This is a genomic window from Streptococcus alactolyticus (assembly GCF_012277075.1).
Lineage (GTDB): Bacteria > Bacillota > Bacilli > Lactobacillales > Streptococcaceae > Streptococcus > Streptococcus alactolyticus.
This window is the reverse complement of record NZ_JAAXMT010000004.1, coordinates 12,047-29,534: the sequence shown is the minus strand read 5'-3', so window position 1 is coordinate 29,534 and position 17,488 is coordinate 12,047. Positions and strand designations below refer to the sequence as shown.

General features: G+C 39.7%; 20 protein-coding genes and 2 pseudogenes. 9 read left to right on the top strand and 13 right to left on the bottom strand.

The genetic code is table 11. From position 1 onward, the window contains the following. The first annotated feature begins 122 nt into the window (after positions 1-122). The 4 genes from pepF to HFK82_RS01325 all read left to right on the top strand — a co-directional run bounded on the left by pepF (position 123) and on the right by HFK82_RS01325 (position 4,153). Positions 123-1,919, top strand: a complete 1,797-nt coding sequence (pepF, locus tag HFK82_RS01340) for an oligoendopeptidase F (protein ID WP_168260523.1) — start codon at positions 123-125, stop codon at positions 1,917-1,919. A 100-nt stretch (positions 1,920-2,019) separates the two neighbouring features. Next, positions 2,020-2,901, top strand: a complete 882-nt coding sequence (locus HFK82_RS01335; RefSeq protein WP_168260522.1) for a glycoside hydrolase family 25 protein — start codon at positions 2,020-2,022, stop codon at positions 2,899-2,901. Between the two features lie 128 nt (positions 2,902-3,029). Further along, complete coding sequence (locus HFK82_RS01330) at positions 3,030-3,503, top strand: aminoacyl-tRNA deacylase (RefSeq protein WP_168260521.1); 474 nt, start codon at positions 3,030-3,032, stop codon at positions 3,501-3,503. Between the two features lie 32 nt (positions 3,504-3,535). Continuing rightward, positions 3,536-4,153 carry a histidine phosphatase family protein gene (locus HFK82_RS01325; protein WP_154454182.1) on the top strand — a complete coding sequence of 206 codons (618 nt, stop codon included), beginning with the start codon at positions 3,536-3,538 and terminating at the stop codon, positions 4,151-4,153. Between the two features lie 42 nt (positions 4,154-4,195). Here the strand turns inward: HFK82_RS01325 and HFK82_RS01320 are convergent, their stop codons facing one another. Then, a complete protein-coding gene (locus tag HFK82_RS01320; RefSeq protein ID WP_168260520.1) occupies positions 4,196-5,098 on the bottom strand; it encodes an HAD family hydrolase in 903 nt (300 codons plus the stop codon). 165 nt (positions 5,099-5,263) lie between these two features. Between HFK82_RS01320 and lysS the strand changes: the two genes are divergently transcribed. Then, positions 5,264-6,754: a lysine--tRNA ligase gene (gene lysS, locus HFK82_RS01315; RefSeq protein WP_168260519.1), complete on the top strand. Its 1,491-nt coding sequence runs from the start codon at positions 5,264-5,266 to the stop codon at positions 6,752-6,754. A 261-nt stretch (positions 6,755-7,015) separates the two neighbouring features. Here lysS and HFK82_RS09245 read toward each other — a convergent pair. From HFK82_RS09245 to HFK82_RS01300, 3 genes and pseudogenes are all read right to left on the bottom strand, one after another. Further along, positions 7,016-7,433, bottom strand: a pseudogene (locus tag HFK82_RS09245) (nucleotide-binding domain-containing protein); the annotation flags it as partial. A 41-nt stretch (positions 7,434-7,474) separates the two neighbouring features. Then, positions 7,475-8,257 carry a TspO/MBR family protein gene (locus HFK82_RS01305; protein ID WP_168260518.1) on the bottom strand — a complete coding sequence of 261 codons (783 nt, stop codon included), beginning with the start codon at positions 8,255-8,257 and terminating at the stop codon, positions 7,475-7,477. 69 nt (positions 8,258-8,326) lie between these two features. Further along, on the bottom strand, positions 8,327-8,965 hold the full coding sequence (locus HFK82_RS01300) for a type ISP restriction/modification enzyme (protein ID WP_206148142.1): 639 nt from the start codon (positions 8,963-8,965) through the stop codon (positions 8,327-8,329). A gap of 147 nt (positions 8,966-9,112) precedes the next feature. Here HFK82_RS01300 and HFK82_RS01295 point away from each other — a divergent pair, with 147 nt between their 5' ends. Beyond that, entirely contained in the window at positions 9,113-9,274 is a 162-nt protein-coding gene (locus HFK82_RS01295) for a hypothetical protein (RefSeq protein WP_168260517.1), read from the top strand. Between the two features lie 98 nt (positions 9,275-9,372). Beyond that, positions 9,373-9,927, top strand: a complete 555-nt coding sequence (locus HFK82_RS01290) for a biotin transporter BioY (protein WP_168260516.1) — start codon at positions 9,373-9,375, stop codon at positions 9,925-9,927. A 39-nt stretch (positions 9,928-9,966) separates the two neighbouring features. On the opposite strand, the gene HFK82_RS01285 is transcribed toward HFK82_RS01290, so the two are convergent. Continuing rightward, positions 9,967-10,179: a YdbC family protein gene (locus HFK82_RS01285; protein WP_168260515.1), complete on the bottom strand. Its 213-nt coding sequence runs from the start codon at positions 10,177-10,179 to the stop codon at positions 9,967-9,969. A 105-nt stretch (positions 10,180-10,284) separates the two neighbouring features. Between HFK82_RS01285 and HFK82_RS01280 the strand changes: the two genes are divergently transcribed. Next, positions 10,285-10,626 (top strand): hypothetical protein, encoded by a 342-nt coding sequence (locus HFK82_RS01280; protein WP_154454163.1) that lies wholly within the window; start codon positions 10,285-10,287, stop codon positions 10,624-10,626. A 20-nt stretch (positions 10,627-10,646) separates the two neighbouring features. Here the strand turns inward: HFK82_RS01280 and HFK82_RS01275 are convergent, their stop codons facing one another. Continuing rightward, positions 10,647-11,936, bottom strand: coding sequence for a peptidase U32 family protein (locus HFK82_RS01275; RefSeq protein WP_154455036.1), 1,290 nt, complete (start codon positions 11,934-11,936; stop codon positions 10,647-10,649). Between the two features lie 137 nt (positions 11,937-12,073). Further along, positions 12,074-13,000: a peptidase U32 family protein gene (locus HFK82_RS01270; protein WP_154455035.1), complete on the bottom strand. Its 927-nt coding sequence runs from the start codon at positions 12,998-13,000 to the stop codon at positions 12,074-12,076. Between the two features lie 228 nt (positions 13,001-13,228). Here HFK82_RS01270 and HFK82_RS01265 point away from each other — a divergent pair, with 228 nt between their 5' ends. Beyond that, positions 13,229-13,528, top strand: coding sequence for a DUF3270 domain-containing protein (locus HFK82_RS01265; protein ID WP_168260514.1), 300 nt, complete (start codon positions 13,229-13,231; stop codon positions 13,526-13,528). 199 nt (positions 13,529-13,727) lie between these two features. On the opposite strand, the pseudogene HFK82_RS01260 reads toward HFK82_RS01265, so the two are convergent. From HFK82_RS01260 to HFK82_RS01235, 6 genes and pseudogenes are all read right to left on the bottom strand, one after another. Further along, positions 13,728-14,153: pseudogene (locus HFK82_RS01260) on the bottom strand (YtxH domain-containing protein); the annotation flags it as partial. Continuing rightward, positions 14,150-14,569, bottom strand: coding sequence for a DUF948 domain-containing protein (locus HFK82_RS01255; RefSeq protein WP_154455032.1), 420 nt, complete (start codon positions 14,567-14,569; stop codon positions 14,150-14,152). The pseudogene HFK82_RS01260 and the gene HFK82_RS01255, both read right to left, overlap by 4 nt. A 20-nt stretch (positions 14,570-14,589) precedes the next feature. Beyond that, a complete protein-coding gene (lgt, locus tag HFK82_RS01250; protein WP_168260512.1) occupies positions 14,590-15,378 on the bottom strand; it encodes a prolipoprotein diacylglyceryl transferase in 789 nt (262 codons plus the stop codon). Continuing rightward, the gene (hprK, locus tag HFK82_RS01245; protein ID WP_168260511.1) at positions 15,375-16,307 is read right to left on the bottom strand and encodes an HPr(Ser) kinase/phosphatase; all 933 of its coding nucleotides are present in this window, start codon (positions 16,305-16,307) and stop codon (positions 15,375-15,377) included. Before hprK ends, lgt begins: the two co-directional genes overlap by 4 nt. Positions 16,308-16,549: 242 nt before the next feature. Then, positions 16,550-16,825: a PspC domain-containing protein gene (locus tag HFK82_RS01240; protein WP_168260510.1), complete on the bottom strand. Its 276-nt coding sequence runs from the start codon at positions 16,823-16,825 to the stop codon at positions 16,550-16,552. A 124-nt stretch (positions 16,826-16,949) separates the two neighbouring features. Next, positions 16,950-17,435: a hypothetical protein gene (locus tag HFK82_RS01235; RefSeq protein ID WP_168260509.1), complete on the bottom strand. Its 486-nt coding sequence runs from the start codon at positions 17,433-17,435 to the stop codon at positions 16,950-16,952. Between the last annotated feature and the right edge of the window lie 53 nt (positions 17,436-17,488).

The window sequence follows — 17,488 nt, the reverse complement described above, 5'->3', positions numbered from 1 at the left end:
TTGCTTTTATAAATTTTCTGATTTTTTTAAATCTTTTTGCCGTATAGCCTGTGCTACTAGGATAAGCTCTAGATTTTTGATATACTTTTGAGGATAAGAACTAAAATGATTGGAGATGACCTATGGAATTGAAAAAACGTTCGGATTTTCCTGAAAATGAATTATGGGATTTGACAGCACTCTATCAAGACCGCGAGGATTTTTTACGAAGTATTGAAAAAACATTAGAAGATATTAACGTCTTTAAGCGCAATTACGAGGGACGCTTGGAAACTGCTGATGATTTTACACGTGCTTTGTATGAGATTGAGCAGATTTACATCGAGATGAGCCATATCGATAACTACGCTTTTATGCCGCAGACAACGGATTTCAGCGATGAATCATTTGCCCAAATCGCACAGGCAGGGGCAGACTTTATGACCAAGGCTAATGTGGCAATCAGCTTTTTTGATACGGCTCTTGCGACTGCTGATTTAGCTATCTTGGACGAATTAGAAGCCAACCCACATTTTAGCGCAGCCATTCGCCAAGCTAAAATCCAAAAGAAACACTTTATCTCACCAGAAGTCGAAAAAACCTTGACTAATCTGGCCGAAGTTTTCAACGCACCGCAAGACATTTACACTAAAATGCGTGCAGGTGATTTTGAAATGGACGATTTTGAAGTGAACGGCAAAACCTACCGCAACTCTTTTGTCACTTATGAAAATTTCTATCAAAATCATGAAGACGCTGATGTTCGTGAAAATGCCTTCCGCTCTTTCTCAGCTGGGCTTAGAAAACACCAAAATGCCGCAGCAAGTGCTTATTTGGCACAGGTCAAATCTGAAAAAATCATGGCGGATATGCGGGGGTACGACTCTGTTTTTGACTACCTCCTTGCCGAACAAGAAGTGGACCGCGATATGTTTGACCGCCAAATTGATCTCATTATGACAGAGTTTGCGCCGATTGCACAAAAATACCTCAAACACGTGGCAAAAGTGAATGGCTTGTCAAAAATGACCTTTGCTGATTGGAAATTGGATTTGGATAGCGATTTAAACCCTCACGTCAGCATTGACGATGCCTATGATTTAGTGATGAAATCCGTTGCTCCGCTGGGTAAGGAATACAGTCAGGAAGTTGCCCGCTACCAAGAAGAGCGCTGGGTGGATTTTGCTGCTAATGCCAATAAAGATTCAGGCGGCTATGCTGCAGACCCATACAAGGTTCACCCATACATTCTCATGAGCTGGACAGGGCGTTTGTCAGATGTCTATACCTTGATTCACGAAATTGGTCACTCAGGGCAATTTATCTTTTCTGACAACCATCAAAGCTACTTCAATACCCACATGTCCACTTATTATGTAGAAGCCCCTTCAACCTTCAATGAATTGTTGCTGAGCGATTATTTGGAACAGCAGTTCGATGACCCTCGTCAAAAACGCTTTGCCTTAGCCCACCGTTTGACAGATACTTATTTTCACAATTTCATCACGCATCTGCTAGAGGCTGCCTTCCAACGTCGTGTTTACACCCTTATTGAAGAGGGCAAAACATTCGGAGCTGAGCAACTTAATCGCATTATGAAAGAGGTTCTCAGCCAATTTTGGGGTGATGCCATTGACATTGATGACGATGCTGCATTGACTTGGATGCGTCAAAGCCACTACTACATGGGACTTTACAGCTACACTTATTCTGCAGGGCTTGTGATTGCAACGGCTGGCTTTTTGAACCTTAAGCAAAACCCAAATGGTGCCCAAGACTGGCTAACCTTCCTCAAATCTGGTGGCTCACGTACACCGCTTGACACGGCTAAATTAATCGGAGCAGACATTTCAACTGACCAACCACTCCGCGACACCATCCAATTTTTAAGCCAAACCGTTGACCAAATCATCGCCTACACCGAAGCCATGACAGCATAAATTTAGACATTTATTCCCATAAGTCATTGCAAATATGACAATTGTATTACAAAAACGTATTGTTTTGATTTTTAAACCGTTTTACGCTAAAATATGAGTAATGAGAAGACGAATAAAACCTATTGTTGTTGTAGTTTTCTTCGCCCTTTTAGGGCTCCTTCTCGTGATCGGTAAAACGCACTCAGACAGTCTAAAAGAACAACAGTTAATTTCAGCAAAGGCTTCTATTCCGACTTTGAGTGGCACGAGTACCACTACATCAACTTCTGATACTGACAATGATAAAGAGTTTGTTCTTAATCCGATTATCGATATCTCTGGTTGGCAACTTCCAAGCGAAATTGACTATGATACTCTGTCTAAAAATATTTCTGGTGCTATCGTTCGTGTGTACGGGGGATCACAAATTAGTAAAGATAGCAACGCCGCTTATACCACTGGGATTGATAAATCGTTTAAGACCCACATCAAAGAACTACAAAAACGAGACGTTCCAGTAGCGGTTTATAGTTATGCTTTAGGAAGAAACGTCAAAGAAATGAAGGAAGAGGCCAAGACTTTCTATGAAAATGCTTCGCCTTATAAGCCTACTTTTTACTGGGTTGACGTTGAAGAGGCCACCATGCCTGACATGAATAAGGGAGTCCAAGCTTTTCTTAAAGAGCTCAAACGTTTAGGTGCCGAAAAGGTTGGGATTTACATTGGAACCTACTTCATGGATGAGCAAGAAATCTCTGTTGATGGCTTTGATGCCGTGTGGATTCCTGCTTATGGTTCTGATTCTGGCTACTACAATGCCGCACCACAGACCGATTTAGATTATGACCTCCATCAGTACACGTCGCAAGGTTACCTCAACGGCTTTAATTCGCCTTTAGATTTAAATCAAATTGCCGTGACCAAAGACAAAAAATCAACTTACAAAAAATTGTTTGGTGGCAGTAATAATAAAAGTGACAACAAAGAAGATAGCAATAAATAAGGCTAAGAAAATTCCTAGTCTTATTTTTGTGTGATCTCTTGGGAATTTGTCAAATGCTAACAGATTGATTATAATAAACCTAACAAGGAGCCCTGCGCTTCTACTCTTAACATTAGAAAGTGGTAATGATGTCTAAAAAAGCAAAAATGAAGAAAACCTTAGTGGACCAAATTTTAGATAAAGCCCACATTGAACACGATAGCTTAGCGATTAACGCTCTTGAGAGAGAATTGCCTGAGGGCATTCAAAAATCTGCTATTTTTAAAACGCTAGTCTTAACTGGTGACAAGACAGGTCCTATCATTGGGATTGTTCCTCTCACTGAGCACCTGTCAGAAAAGAAACTTGCCAAAGTATCTGGCAATAAAAAAGTGAGCATGATCCCACAAAAAGACCTGCAAAAAACGACAGGCTATATCCATGGGGCAAATAACCCCGTTGGTATTCGCCAAAAACACCATTTTCCAATTTTCATTGACAACAGTGCTTTAACATTAGGGCAAATGATTGTTTCAGCTGGGGAAGTTGGACGCTCTATTCGCATTGATAGCCAAGTCTTGGCTGACTTTGTCGATGCTCAATTTGCAGATTTATTAGCTTAGTCACACTGAGTGTTAGATGGGAGAATGACCTTATGAAATGTTATTTTGTCCGCCACGGCAAAACCCAATGGAACCTTGAAGGACGTTTTCAAGGAGCAAACGGCGATTCACCCTTGCTAAAAGAATCCATTCATGATTTGGAAAAATTAGGCGATTATTTGCAAGACATCTCCTTTGATGCCGTGTTTTCCAGTGACTTAAAACGCGCTAAAGACACTTGTCAAATCATCATGTCACGCAATCAGCACCCACAAACTATCACTTTTGAACCAGCCTTGCGAGAATGGCACCTCGGAAAATTAGAAGGCAACAAAATTGCGACAATCAGCGCCATTTATCCACATCAAATGCAAGCTTTTCGCCACAACCTAGCCAAATTCAACAACAGCATTTTTGAAGCGGAGTCGGTTTATCAAACCACCAAACGCGTATCAAGTTTCGTCAAATTTTTAAAAGACAAACCCTACCAAAATGTTTTACTGGTGGGGCACGGGGCAAATTTCACGGCTTCCATTCGGACTTTGCTGGGCTATGAACCAGCTGTCTTACGTGCTAAGGGCGGCCTTGACAATGGTAGTTTGACCATTTTGGAAACCGAAGATTTTGAGCATTTTTCATGCCTCAAATGGAATGACACCTCTTACAAATAAGTAAAAAAAGACTCTTGAAAGCTATTCAAGAGTCTTTTTAGATTATCTAGCGTATTTCAAACGCAAGACTTTTTCTTGTTGTTTGTCCAAACGAAGCAAAATCACAACCTTGTCAATGCTGATATTGCTCTCAAGCAGACGTTCTGCTGCCATCATCAAGCCGTTGTTGATGCCTAGCTCCAAGATTGGATTTTTCTTATCGTTCACGTCAAAGATGAATTTATTATCAGGAAGATCAAAGAGTACTTTCACCGCTCCATACAATTGCTCAAAGCTATCAATTGCCACGTCATAAACAGGCTTAGTACCAGGTTTTAACTGACGGCCACGGTGATTAAACCACATCGAATGCCAACCACCATTGAAAGCTCCCATGACGTCATTGTCATAAGAATCCCCAACATAAAGCGTTGTCGCAGGGTTCATGTCAAATTGTTCAGCAGCCAGATTGAAAATTTCTTTTTCAGGTTTTTGGAAACCAGTCGCCTGACTAACGATGACACATTTTGGATCAACGTAATCGTAAAGGCCAAGTTTTTTCACTTTTTTTAGTTGGTGCTCTGTTGGACCATTAGTGATAATGCCCATCGGTACCCCTTTTTCTTTTAGAAAATCAAGGGTCATGCGCATTTCATCAAGCATGGTAATGTTTTCCAACTCTTGCTCGTAAACTTCTTGGAAATCCACACCAGTTGCCTCGTCAATTTCACGGTAACCAAACTCTAATAAGGTTTCCTTGCAACGCCAAAAGCGGAAATACTCGGTAGTCCATTCGCCAGCCATCACGCGCGGAAAACCTACATCCGAATAATGACGAAAACGGATATAAGCTTGGCCAATCTTGCTCATATCAAAGTCAGGGAAACACTTTTCAACCGCAATACGATAAGGCGCTTGCTGATCATAAATAGTATCATCGACGTCAAAAACAATTGAAGTAATCATGGTTCTCTTTTCTCTCTAATTATTTACCGCCACATATTATACTATTTTTTAGCCTTATTTTCAATCAAGGACACGAAAACACTTTCTTAACTTCGCCGATAAAATAAAGTGTATTATAGCTTGATTTATGATACAATAGAAAAGACTATTTACTTGGAGGGAAACATGTCAAACGAACACATCGAAGAATTAAATGACCAACAAATCGTGCGTCGTGAAAAAATGGCACATTTGGCTGAACAAGGGATTGATCCTTTCGGTAAACGCTTTGAACGCACAGCTACTTCTGGCCAACTCAAAGACAAATACGCAGACAAGACCAAAGAAGAGCTTCACGATATTAACCAAACAGCTATTATCGCTGGGCGACTAATGACTAAGCGTGGTAAGGGTAAAGTTGGATTTGCTCATATCCAAGACCGTGATGGTCAAATCCAAATATACGTCCGCAAAGACGCTGTTGGAGAAGAAAACTACCAAATTTTCAAAAAAGCAGACCTTGGTGACTTCCTTGGTGTTGAAGGGGAAATCATGCGTACAGACATGGGTGAATTGACTATCAAAGCCACTCACATCACTCACTTGTCTAAATCTCTTCGTCCACTTCCAGAAAAGTTCCACGGCTTGACAGACGTTGAAACCAAATACCGTAAACGTTACCTTGACTTGATTTCAAACCGTGAAAGCTTTGACCGCTTCGTAACACGCTCAAAAATCATCTCTGAAATCCGTCATTACCTTGATGGACTTGGTTTCTTAGAAGTGGAAACACCTGTCCTTCACAATGAAGCTGGGGGTGCTGCAGCTCGTCCATTCATCACTCATCACAATGCCCAAGACATTGACATGGTGCTTCGTATCGCGACAGAACTTCACTTGAAACGTTTAATCGTTGGTGGTATGGAAAAAGTTTACGAAATCGGACGCATCTTCCGTAACGAAGGTATGGATGCCACTCACAACCCTGAGTTCACTTCTATCGAAGCTTACCAAGCTTACGCTGATTTCCATGACATCATGGACTTGACAGAAGGTATCATCCAACACGTTTCTAAAGCTGTTAAAGGCGAAGGTCCTATCTCATATCAAGGTACTGAAATCGCTATTGACAAACCATTTAAACGTGTGCACATGGTGGATGCGATTAAAGAAGTCACTGGTGTTGATTTCTGGAAAGACATGACTCTTGAAGAAGCCCAAGCCATTGCCAAAGAAAAAAATGTCCCTGTTGAAAAACACTTCACTTCAGTTGGTCACATCATCAACGCCTTCTTTGAAGAATTTGTCGAAGAAACATTGATTCAACCAACCTTTGTGTACGGACATCCAGTAGAAGTATCACCACTAGCTAAGAAAAATGCTGAAGACCCACGTTTCACTGACCGTTTCGAACTCTTCATCATGACCAAAGAATACGGCAATGCCTTCACAGAGCTTAACGACCCAATTGATCAATTGTCACGTTTTGAAGCTCAAGCCAAAGCCAAAGAACTTGGTGACGACGAAGCGACTGGTATCGACTACGACTACGTAGAAGCCCTTGAATACGGTATGCCACCAACAGGCGGACTTGGTATCGGTATCGACCGTTTGGTTATGCTCCTCACAGATACAACAACTATTCGTGACGTCCTACTCTTCCCAACAATGAAATAAAGTGTTCTAAAAACCTTGATTTGATGGGCTTTCTGGATAGAAAATATACCAACTTACCAAAAATTTACCAGAAATTATTTACAGGGTTGTAAAATCCTATAAAGGCTTATTGCTTCTCTTGGACTTTTCCAAGCAAAGTTTTTTCATTCTGAGACAAGAAAACTGACAGCAGAATTTCCACTGTCAGTTTTGTTTTTTCGAAAAAGACTTATTTTTTGAGGAAGTTTTATAAGAGCCAATTAAAGCGCCAGCTATTTTTTGTCATGTTATGAATTCGATTGAAAATTTATCAGTTATAATAACCTCAAACGGATTACTTTTCCCATAACAAATTCCATTCTTGACTAGATAGGCCTCAACATAATGTCTCCCAGTATAAAGTGTACCTTTCTTTTCTAACTCTTTTACCCTCGACTAACTCCGAATTGTAAAAGCCACCTCGTAAAGAGTTTGCTAATTCAGCTTCTCTACCTGTATTTGTCACCTGCCACCAAATGTCATAATCCTTTAAATCACTAGCTTGTACTTCAAATTTAAGACTACCATGTTTATTTAATTTTGTTCCGCTTTTAATTTCCCTCCATCTGAATCCTTTAAGCAGATAGCTTGTCTTTATGGATACAGGTTTTATTAAATGTTCACTCCATTTTGAATTTTGATGATGACTGATAGAATTTACAAAAATGCTTGACTAGGTCAATGTTAATAGAAAAACTAAGTTTAAGTGGTAGGAATAATTTTGTAATTGTTTTTATAAAATCTAAAAATTGATATCATTATAAGTAAAATCATCCCTACTATAGATGCTTTTTCTAATATAGGATACGATCCCGAAAAGCCTTGGCTTGATTTAAGAAAATTATTGATTCCAAAATAAGCCCAGGCTATCGGTAAAGGGAATACAGCGTTTTTATTTTTTACGTTGACTAGAAATACAATCACTACAGCTACTATTAAGATTGTAAAAGCCCACAAAGTGTCAGATATTCCAAATCCATTCCAATTGAGTTTAACCAAAGTTGCAGATATGTTTACAACTGTTGCTATAAAAAGCCAACCGGCATATATTCCAAATGATAAAGGTATTATAAAATGCCCTTTAGATTTTATTGATAATAATTTTTCTAATATTAATGATAGCGAAAATAAAAAGGCAACAATAAAAATAACTGACAATTCTAATTGTAGATAAGAAAATGATATAATCCATAGTATGTTGAATAAACTGGAAAAGCGGAAGAGCGAAGTAATTCTATTTATAACGTTTTTATAGTAATCATTATCACTTCTAATTATCATTAAAATACATGATAAAATTACAAGAATATAAATTATGCTCCAAATACTGAATGTAGTTGGGCTTGGAGTTATCAGGGTCAAATATCTGTCAGATACCTCTTTTTGTGAATAGCCATTGATTAGGCCGAGGGCTCCGAGGGCATTTATTACAAGTGTTAAAAATAATAGTAATATATTTATAATTGCTTTTTTTCTTTCTTTCATTTTTATTCTCCTATTCATATATGTTTTGACCTAGTCAAGCATTTTTGTAACACTAGTGTATAAAATTTCTTACGCTGCACGACATCGTGCAGCATAAGGTGTAAGTCCACCGTTTGCACGATGTGGTCTTACGTGATTATATTTCCCATAAACGAATTCATAGAGCTTTTGGTCAAGAATGTCATTTGAATCAAACTTGTAGAGATAATAGAATTCGTGTTTGAGCGTATTGTAGAATCTTTCCATAACGGCATTGTCATTCGGATCATCTGTGATGCCTGATTTCTTATCGGTTTTAATCTGATACTGGTCCATAATCCATTCGATTGCTGAGCGTCCATTGACCATATATTCATAAGCTTTCTCAGGGATATTTTTAATGGTGATTTCGTTATTAAATACAATCGCAGAGCGGTCACCTTTTTTGATGAATTTCATCTTAGTAACCTTGTAAGAAGGCTGAGCAGAAAACTGAATCTCCACATCATCATAGACAGGTACTTCTTCATAGTTGAGGTGCAAGTCCATCAAAGCCTTACCAACTTCAACATACTTTTCTTTATGCTTAACAATCGGAATCCGAGCCAAGTCTTTCTTCAAGTCATTGGCATACTTTTCCTGATACTCACGAGAATTAAGTAGCCCATAGACATAAGCAAAGGTGTCATAAAAATCAAAAATATAATATCGATACGCTAGTCTTGTCATGTTTTCACCTATTCTCTCCTTATGATTGCGGTTTCATTTTTATTATAAAGAAAATAGCGGTTTTTGACTAGTTTTTTGATCTTAGCCATTGCAAAGCGCATCGCTTTATTCTAAAATAGGAGTAATTCATCAATCAAAGGAGTTGCCATGTCTAGACACACCATTTATTTCCTATCTGCTGCTATCTTTTTAGCTTATGGCTTACTAGCAGACACACCCCGTAAAAGTACTTTTATCATTTTGGGCATTACTTTTGCTATCATCGGTTGCTCATTTTATTTAAAAACACGAAACACTAAAAAGAAATAGACGATGCAGCACTTGACATCGTCTATTTCTTTGGTTACAATTTTAGTAAACCATATAATTAAAATAGGTTTACTATTTTTAAAAAGAAAGAGGTCTTTATGTCAAGTAACAGAGCATTAACCCTTGTTTTTCCCGCATTTGGAGCAGCTTTAATCGCTGTCCTGTCACAGATTACCATTCCAATTGGTACGGTACCTTTTACCTTGCAGACACTTGCCGTGGGGCTGGTAGCATCAACCTTTCGTTTTCGTGATGCCAGTTTGAGCATTCTTGTTTACTGGCTATTGGGGGCTATTAGCCTACCTGTATTTGCTGGGGGTGCTGGGGGGATTAGTGCTTTTGTCACTCCGACAGCTGGCTTTTTGTGGGGATTTATTGCTTATGCCTGCGTTACTTCTTACCTTTGTCAAAGACACTCGTCTTTAGCAGGTATTTTCATAAGCAATCTCCTTGGGGATGCCTTGGCATTTGTCTGTGGCGTTATAGGGCTGCATTTTCTAGCTGACATGACTTGGAAAGCTGCTTGGCTAACAGGTGTCCTGCCTTTCCTTCTTCCTGAATTAGGAAAAATAGTCGTTATTAGCCTCATCAGCCAAACTTTAAGACGCTCACTGCAACACTTACCATATTTTCAAGCAATCGAAAAAGGCTAGGATAAAAATCCCAGCCTTTTCTAAACATAATCACACATTTTATTGACGAAAAGCTTCAAGAATAATCTTGAATTCGTCATTGGTAAGGGTAATGCCTTTTCCCATTTTTTGATGGTCAGGACTCCATGAACGAATATCAAATTTAGGCTCTGCGCCATTAAAACTCACGCGATTAAGCTCTTTCGTCCATCCCTTATCGCTCTCAGACAAGGTAAGCAAGTGTTCAACAATTTTAAATTTAAATTCTGCCATAAAGGACCTCCTACTAATGATATTCGTAAAAACTTCAGCAAGGCGTGTTTCTTTTTCACCAAAAATGGTGTATAATCATTTTAACAATTTTTTAGGTAAAGCACTATGAAAAATCTGATTCACGCATTAAAAAAATACACCAAAACCTATATGGACTTTCAAGGTCAGCCTAGAGATAACCAGCTGATTTTCCACAAGCTCTCTCAAACCATTCAAGAAGCGCAGGAAAAACACTTGGCTTTGCATGCGATTTATGAGGAAAAAAGCTTTACTGGCGATTTGGTCAAATGGGACACTGCCCATAATAAATTGATTTTAAAAAATATTAAACACAACATTTCAGCGATTATTCCGATTGATGCGATAAAGCATCTGACTTTAGTGCCGCCAACAGTCAGACAATCACAAGAAAACCACAACCAAGAGAAAAGAACGACTTCGCTTTAGTCGTTCTTTTTTGCTATCTATTATGCTCTAATCGTTTTGCTAGACCCATCTTTTTGGTAAAGGTTAATCAACCCTTCCTTGCACGAGCGAATCATATCGCCTGGGCGTACTTCTTGTGGGACGGTAATGGTTAATAATTCCATTGGATTTGGGGCACGGTCAATTTTATTGCCGTCGGCGTCATGCAAATCTTTGATGGTGTTTTCAAAATGACGGAAACCTGGTCCGTAAAATTCGACCACATCTCCTTCAAGGATAACGTTACGTTGGCGAATGGTTGCTGTCATTGTTCCGGCATCAAATGACACAACTTCTCCAACAAATTTGTATTGTGGGATTTTGCGGCGAGCACCAAATAACTGCTCGTCTTCTGTTGGTGTTTTGTAATAAAAACCAGTTGCCAATTCACGCTGAGCGACTTTCCACAATTCGTCAATCAAATCATCTTTGATGGCTTCAAATTTTTCAGGACTTTCCAAATAAGCATCAACGGCTGCGCGGTAGCAGTTTGTAACGGTTGATACATAGTGGATTGATTTCATACGACCTTCAATTTTGAAGCTATCCACACCATTTTCAATCAAATCAGGAATGTGCTCAATCATGCACATATCCACAGCTGACATTGAAAATTCTTCTGGAATTTCGCCTTTTAGGCTGCGACGTTCTTGACCAAATGGCATATCGTAAAGGTCGTATTTCCAGCGGCAAGATTGTGAGCAGCCACCACGGTTAGCGTCACGGTGACTCATGTGATTAGACAAAACACAACGCCCTGAATAACCGATACACATTGCCCCATGAACAAAGGCTTCAATTTCAAGGTCAGTGTGTTGGCGAATTTCTTCGATTTCGGCAATAGACACCTCGCGGGCTAAAACCACGCGCGTCACGCCAATTTCTTTCCAGAAAGCAAATGACTCATAGTTAGTGGTTGACGCTTGAGTTGATACGTGTACTTCTAATCCTGGTGCTTCTGTCAAGCAAATAACCATCAAGGCAGGGTCAGATACAATTACCGCATCCAAGCCCATATCGCGGAGTTCTCTAAACCATGCGCCTGCTCCTGCTTCATTGCCTTCGTGTGTGACCATGTTGGCTGCAACGTGGACGTTTACCCCACGTTCGTGAGCGTACTGAATCCCTTCACGGAGTTCATCCATGGTGAAATTTCCTGCACGGCTACGCAAACCATAAGCTTGACCACCGACAAAAACAGCGTCGGCACCGTAATCAACAGCAACTTTTAATTTTTCAAGTGTTCCAGCAGGTGCTAACACCTCTGGACGTTTTAATTTTTTTTGTGACATTCTGTAATTCCTATTTTCAAGATAGTAAATGTAGTGAGAAGATTAGTCTAAGACCAATTTCTCCGTAAAATGTAGTTGGGTTGTCTTGTCACGCCCTGAAATAGTAACTCAATCATGGCAAGACAACAGAATTTGTATTATTTGACCTCTGACGGGTCAAAATCGTAAAAGCCAGTTCCAAGGCTGCGTCCTTTTGGATGCCATTGGCGAATGCTTTCATCCAGCAAGAAAGCTTTATCTTGTGTCAATTCGCCAGCCTCAACCAGTTTTTTCGCTTGAACAAAAATCTTAGCAATTTCAACAAAATTATGACCTGGACAATAGATACCATCTAATTTCCAGTGTGTGAAGCCGTGTTCTAGCAACTCTGGCAATTTAGGCATCATGTCGATATCGTCCGTATCAAAAATGTGTGTGCCGTGTTTGTCCTCAAAAATCGAATAGTGACTTTCTGGGTCAGCTGGTTCAGCTAAGAACAAGCCACGTTCACGCGTTTTTTCATCATCAATATGCGTGAAATTGTAGTAGTTTTGCAACAAAGGGCGTTTTGAATGGTGAATAACCGTTGCACCATACATGAGAATTTCTGCTGGGTAACGGAGGTTTTCAGACATTTTAAACAACTCCGCAGACGGAATTTCCCTTGCTAACACGATTTCACTGGCACCGTGATCACCCCAGAAATTGGCTTGACGGCTTGATGTAACAAAGACGGACACATCGTAAATCATTTTGAAATGATAGCCTTCGTGCTGGTTGATGTAGTAAATCCCAGCGTCGCCTGATACCAAGTAATCCACTTTGATTTCTTTCAAAAAGTCAAGATAAGGGCGAACAGCCACCATCATGTCTTGGTGCATCAAGGCATTGCAAGCAATGACAATTTCTTTACCTGCCTCGTGAACAAGCCCTGCAATCTCACGCAATTCATCGTAAGTGAAATTATGGGGAAGACGTAAGCCAAAATTTTCCTCTCCCACATAAATGCGGTCAACACCAGCCTCTAAGAGCTCTTTAACCTGCTCGATAGATTCTGCCGTCGCAGTAATAATTATTTTTTCCATAATGTTTTAATTATACCACTCCTATAACGATTAGTCATAATAATTTATCCAAATCCCAATGGCAAAAAATCCCTTCTTTACGGTTGAAAAGTCGATAAATCAAAGATTGCTTCCTAAAAAGAGCAACAACTATTTTAAACATATTTTGAAACATTAGTCAAGTTTTGGAAAAAGATGACAAAGCTTTCATTTTATGTTATGATAGCTAGGTAATTAGAGGAGAGGGATATGCCGACACCATTAAAACAACATCATGAGCAGAAAGAGGATTTGCAGCAAAAGCAAAACTCTAGCCCAAAATTTAAAACCTTTCAGTATATAGACCATGAGAATGAACGTTTTCAAGAATTGGTTTTCTTTGCACGTATCGCATCTTTTGCCGTTTTAACGGTTATTGTGTCATTCTTTTTACTTGCTTTGCATTTAGCTCCTCTTTGGTCATTCTTATTTGCCTCTCTTATTAGCCTAGCGACCATTGTAGGGGTTCCGCGCATGATTCGGTCTATCAAAAACAGAACAAAAGAATAAAAAAACTCCCTGAGCGCTGATGTTCAAGTTTTCTTGACCAGCTATCTCAGGAGTTTTTTAATGAACCAAAAGGCCTAGGCCTTTTTTAGTTGGCTTTATCTTCGTCTGCTTCAGCTGATGAATCAGCTTTTGCTTCTTCTTCAGGGTCCACTTTCACTTTTACAGATTCATCGTCAGATGATGTTTCAGCATCTGTGTCTTCTTGTGATTTTGGAGCGTAGTTGATGATGATGTCATCGACTTCAGCACCTGTTTTATCATGATGAGCTGCTTCTGTTTCTTCAACGGCTTTTGATACTTTAGAAGCGACTTCTGATACTTTTTCACCTGTGTATTCTGCTACGGCTCGTCCTTTTTCTTTAACAGCTCCCAAGATATCTTCTGTGGTCAATTCACCAGATTCTAATTTTTGTTTGTAATCGTTAAAGGTATCAACGGCCAAATCTGTGTATTCAGTCGCTTTGTCTTTTGCTTTTTGGTTGTATTTTGTTGGGTCTTCTTTGTAAGCATCGTAAGCTTTTTTCGATTTTTGTTGCAATTCTTTACCTTTTTCAGATGTCAAGAAATACGCAACAGCTGCACCAGAAGCGATACCGACAATAACATTCTTCAATAGTTTACTCATGATTCTTCTCCTCTTCTTTGAAATAATTTGGTAGCTGCTCTACCAATGGCAAGGGCAGTACTGGCTTTTGTGACTGTTGATGATGCCTGAGAAGCTCTTTGCGTTAAATGGCGAACTTGTCCATTTAAATCAGACACCGTCTCAGATAAATCAGCAACCGCTACAAATAATGGATTGATGGTTGTTACCTTACCATTGACATCTTCGACCAAAACATTAGCTTTAGCCAACAATTCATTGGTCTGATAGAGTGTCACATTGACATCACTGGTCAAGACAGTAATGGTTTGTTTGGTTTCATCAATAGTTTCATTAATCGCATCTACTGTCCGATACAATTTAATGCCAATTGGTATCAAAACACCAACTAATATAGCAAATGCAATAGCAATAATTAAAAGTGCTACTTCTAACATTTCTTCTCCTAACTGACTTTCTATGCTTCTTGATAATAAGGAATATCTTTTTGATGACATCTGCGCCATACCATGAAAAAGAGTCCTACGATTACTAAAATAGCAGACAACCACTGCGATACACGCATGCCAAAGAACATCAAACTATCTGTTCGCATGCCTTCTATCACGAAACGACCGCAACCGTACCAAATCAGATAGAAGAAAGTAATGTCCCCCCGTTTTAAGAAATGTGGTTGGTGTCTGACACTCAGGATAAGGATAAAGCCAAGCAGGTTCCAGACTGATTCGTATAAGAAAGTTGGCACCCGATAAGCCCCATCAATATACATTTGGTGTTGGATAAAATTGGGAAGGTAATTCAAATGACTGACTATCTTTCCGTAAGCTTCTTGATTGACGAAATTTCCCCACCTCCCTATAGCTTGGGCTATCATAACACCAGGAGCGGCAATGTCCAAGAAATCCAGCGGATTGATGGCACGATAGTAAGAAAACACAAAAAGCACAATCGCACCTGTAATCAAACCACCGTAAATCGCTAATCCACCGTGCCAAATGGCAAACACTTCACTTGGCGGCTGGCTGGCATAATACGACCAGTCAAAAACAACGTAGTAGAGTCGTGCGCCGATAATGGCTAGAGGAAAGGCGATTAAGATGAAATCCAAGATAGCGTCTGGCAAAATATGCCGTCTAGGTGCCTCTCGCATGGCTAAATAGACAGCAAGAAGCATTCCTGAAACGATACAGATGGCATACCAATGAATACTGAACGGTCCTAACTGAAGAGCAATGGGATTTATCATTCGTTCTCCTCATTTTGACTAATCAGCTTGCTCAAACGCTCTTCAAAGGTCTTGGTCGCATCAAATCCCATTTGTTTGGCACGGTAATTCATAGCGGCAGCTTCGATAACAACTGATACGTTACGACCTGTTTTAACAGGAATACGCACGCGCGGGATTTTAACGCCTGACAATTCAATTTCTTCATTGCCATTACCAAGACGGTCAAAGACCTTGCCTGACTCAAAGTTTTCTAGGTAGATGACCAATTGGACTTGTGATGACCCTTTAACGGCACTAGCACCATACAGACTCATCACGTCGATGATACCAACACCTCTGATTTCTAGCAAGTGCCTTAAAATCTCAGCTGGCTCACCCCACAAGGTTTCTTCATCTTTGGCAAAGACGTCCACACGGTCATCCGCAACCAAACGGTGACCACGTTTGACCAATTCAAGACCTGTTTCACTTTTTCCAATACCTGAATCCCCTTGAATCAAGACACCCATGCCGTAGATATCCATAAGCACGCCATGAACGCTGGTTCTTTCAGCAAGGCAAGAATCCAAGTACCAAGACATTTCACCTGACAAGCGACTGGTTGGGATGTGACTTTGCAAAATCGCAATGCCTTTTTCCTTAGCAGCAGCTAACATTTCCTCAGGAACTTCTAATTTGCGCGCTACAATGATAGCTGGCGTTTCAGGCTTAATCATCTCCGTCAAGACTTGGTAACGGTTGTGCGAGGTCATCTTCATGAGATAGGTCCATTCTTTCATCCCCAACAATTGCAAACGTTCGGGAGAGTAGTAATCAAAATATCCCGTCATTTCAAGACCTGGTCTTGAAATGTCAGCCGTTGTAATTTCCTTGGCCAAGAGTTCATCATTACCATAGACAACTTTTAGCTTGACCTTGTCCACTAACATTTTGACAGTAACAGTCATGTTTTCATACCTGGAACACTTTTTTGCGAAAACACAACACTTTTTTCAATCCCAGCGATTTTGAACGGTTAGGGCTGGGAGCTGCGCTTTTCGTTCGTGTTCCACCCTTTTTCCTTTTCTTTTTATTATATCACAATCACCTCTAAAAGTAAGCGATGACACTTATATTTACCAAAAATGGACTAAGTCAGTCCCACGCTAGTAGAAACCGCCTTAGCCCATCTGTTTATCAGGTGAGGGGATTACCAAATCCAATCGTCGTCATTATCCTCGTCAATCACCTCAGCGTCCTTGCGCCGACGTGGACCCGTTCTCACATCATTTTGTGTCATGTCTTCTTTGTAGGGAAGAAAGATGGCTAAAAGGATGTATAGTACAAGACCAAAGCCATAAAAATAAATGAGCAAAGCGGTCAACACACGTGTCAAAGGCAAGTCCCAACCGAACTTATCGGCAATTCCGGAACAAACCCCACTAACCATCTTGTTTTCGCGCTTTTTATAGAGTACTGATTTCATCTCTTCACTTCCTCTCTACTCTACTACAATCATTATATAACACTTTCAACAAAATAAAATCAGCCCTACGACTGATTTTATTTTTTATCGGTTGGACATAAGTATTAATCTTTATTTAGAAATATCATTTTACTTTCATATATCCAGAAATTCCTTGTGAGGCAAGAGGTGTCCCATCTTCAGCATTCATGATTAAATATGGTGTATCGTTATAATTATAGCCATTTTCAGTTGCCCAAGTATAGAATTTTCCGTTTTTAAAACTCAAGAGAGCATCTGCCATTCTTTGAATCTCACTTTCAGGTTCGTACTTAAAATCTTGTAACACATTAACATTTACCGTAGAGTTATCCCCAGTTACTGTAAAAGTATAACCTACATCTGCATAGTTAGCATCTAGTTGTTGTTTTAGATATTCAGCAAATTGTTTACCAGCTTCGGTATCAAATTTCTTGAATTCTTCAGACGAAGAACTACTTTCGGTTGTACTACTAGAACTTGAGGAAGAAGTTGAAGATTCAACTGTGGAAGAACTAGAAGACGTTGAAATGGTGGTAGAAACAGATGAAACTTGACTAGCTACGGTCTGAGTTGTGGTTGTTTCTTCCAAAACCACCAAGCAGCTACTAAACCAATAAGGGTCAGCCCAACAAAAATATCTTC

Coding starts and splice junctions, on each gene's coding strand:
- pepF (WP_168260523.1), top strand. CDS start 123: ATGGAATTGAAAAAACGTTCGGATTTTCCTGAAAATGAATTATGGGAT.
- HFK82_RS01335 (WP_168260522.1), top strand. CDS start 2,020: ATGAGAAGACGAATAAAACCTATTGTTGTTGTAGTTTTCTTCGCCCTT.
- HFK82_RS01330 (WP_168260521.1), top strand. CDS start 3,030: ATGTCTAAAAAAGCAAAAATGAAGAAAACCTTAGTGGACCAAATTTTA.
- HFK82_RS01325 (WP_154454182.1), top strand. CDS start 3,536: ATGAAATGTTATTTTGTCCGCCACGGCAAAACCCAATGGAACCTTGAA.
- HFK82_RS01320 (WP_168260520.1), bottom strand. CDS start 5,098: ATGATTACTTCAATTGTTTTTGACGTCGATGATACTATTTATGATCAG.
- lysS (WP_168260519.1), top strand. CDS start 5,264: ATGTCAAACGAACACATCGAAGAATTAAATGACCAACAAATCGTGCGT.
- HFK82_RS01305 (WP_168260518.1), bottom strand. CDS start 8,257: ATGAAAGAAAGAAAAAAAGCAATTATAAATATATTACTATTATTTTTA.
- HFK82_RS01300 (WP_206148142.1), bottom strand. CDS start 8,965: ATGACAAGACTAGCGTATCGATATTATATTTTTGATTTTTATGACACC.
- HFK82_RS01295 (WP_168260517.1), top strand. CDS start 9,113: ATGTCTAGACACACCATTTATTTCCTATCTGCTGCTATCTTTTTAGCT.
- HFK82_RS01290 (WP_168260516.1), top strand. CDS start 9,373: ATGTCAAGTAACAGAGCATTAACCCTTGTTTTTCCCGCATTTGGAGCA.
- HFK82_RS01285 (WP_168260515.1), bottom strand. CDS start 10,179: ATGGCAGAATTTAAATTTAAAATTGTTGAACACTTGCTTACCTTGTCT.
- HFK82_RS01280 (WP_154454163.1), top strand. CDS start 10,285: ATGAAAAATCTGATTCACGCATTAAAAAAATACACCAAAACCTATATG.
- HFK82_RS01275 (WP_154455036.1), bottom strand. CDS start 11,936: ATGTCACAAAAAAAATTAAAACGTCCAGAGGTGTTAGCACCTGCTGGA.
- HFK82_RS01270 (WP_154455035.1), bottom strand. CDS start 13,000: ATGGAAAAAATAATTATTACTGCGACGGCAGAATCTATCGAGCAGGTT.
- HFK82_RS01265 (WP_168260514.1), top strand. CDS start 13,229: ATGCCGACACCATTAAAACAACATCATGAGCAGAAAGAGGATTTGCAG.
- HFK82_RS01255 (WP_154455032.1), bottom strand. CDS start 14,569: ATGTTAGAAGTAGCACTTTTAATTATTGCTATTGCATTTGCTATATTA.
- lgt (WP_168260512.1), bottom strand. CDS start 15,378: ATGATAAATCCCATTGCTCTTCAGTTAGGACCGTTCAGTATTCATTGG.
- hprK (WP_168260511.1), bottom strand. CDS start 16,307: ATGACTGTTACTGTCAAAATGTTAGTGGACAAGGTCAAGCTAAAAGTT.
- HFK82_RS01240 (WP_168260510.1), bottom strand. CDS start 16,825: ATGAAATCAGTACTCTATAAAAAGCGCGAAAACAAGATGGTTAGTGGG.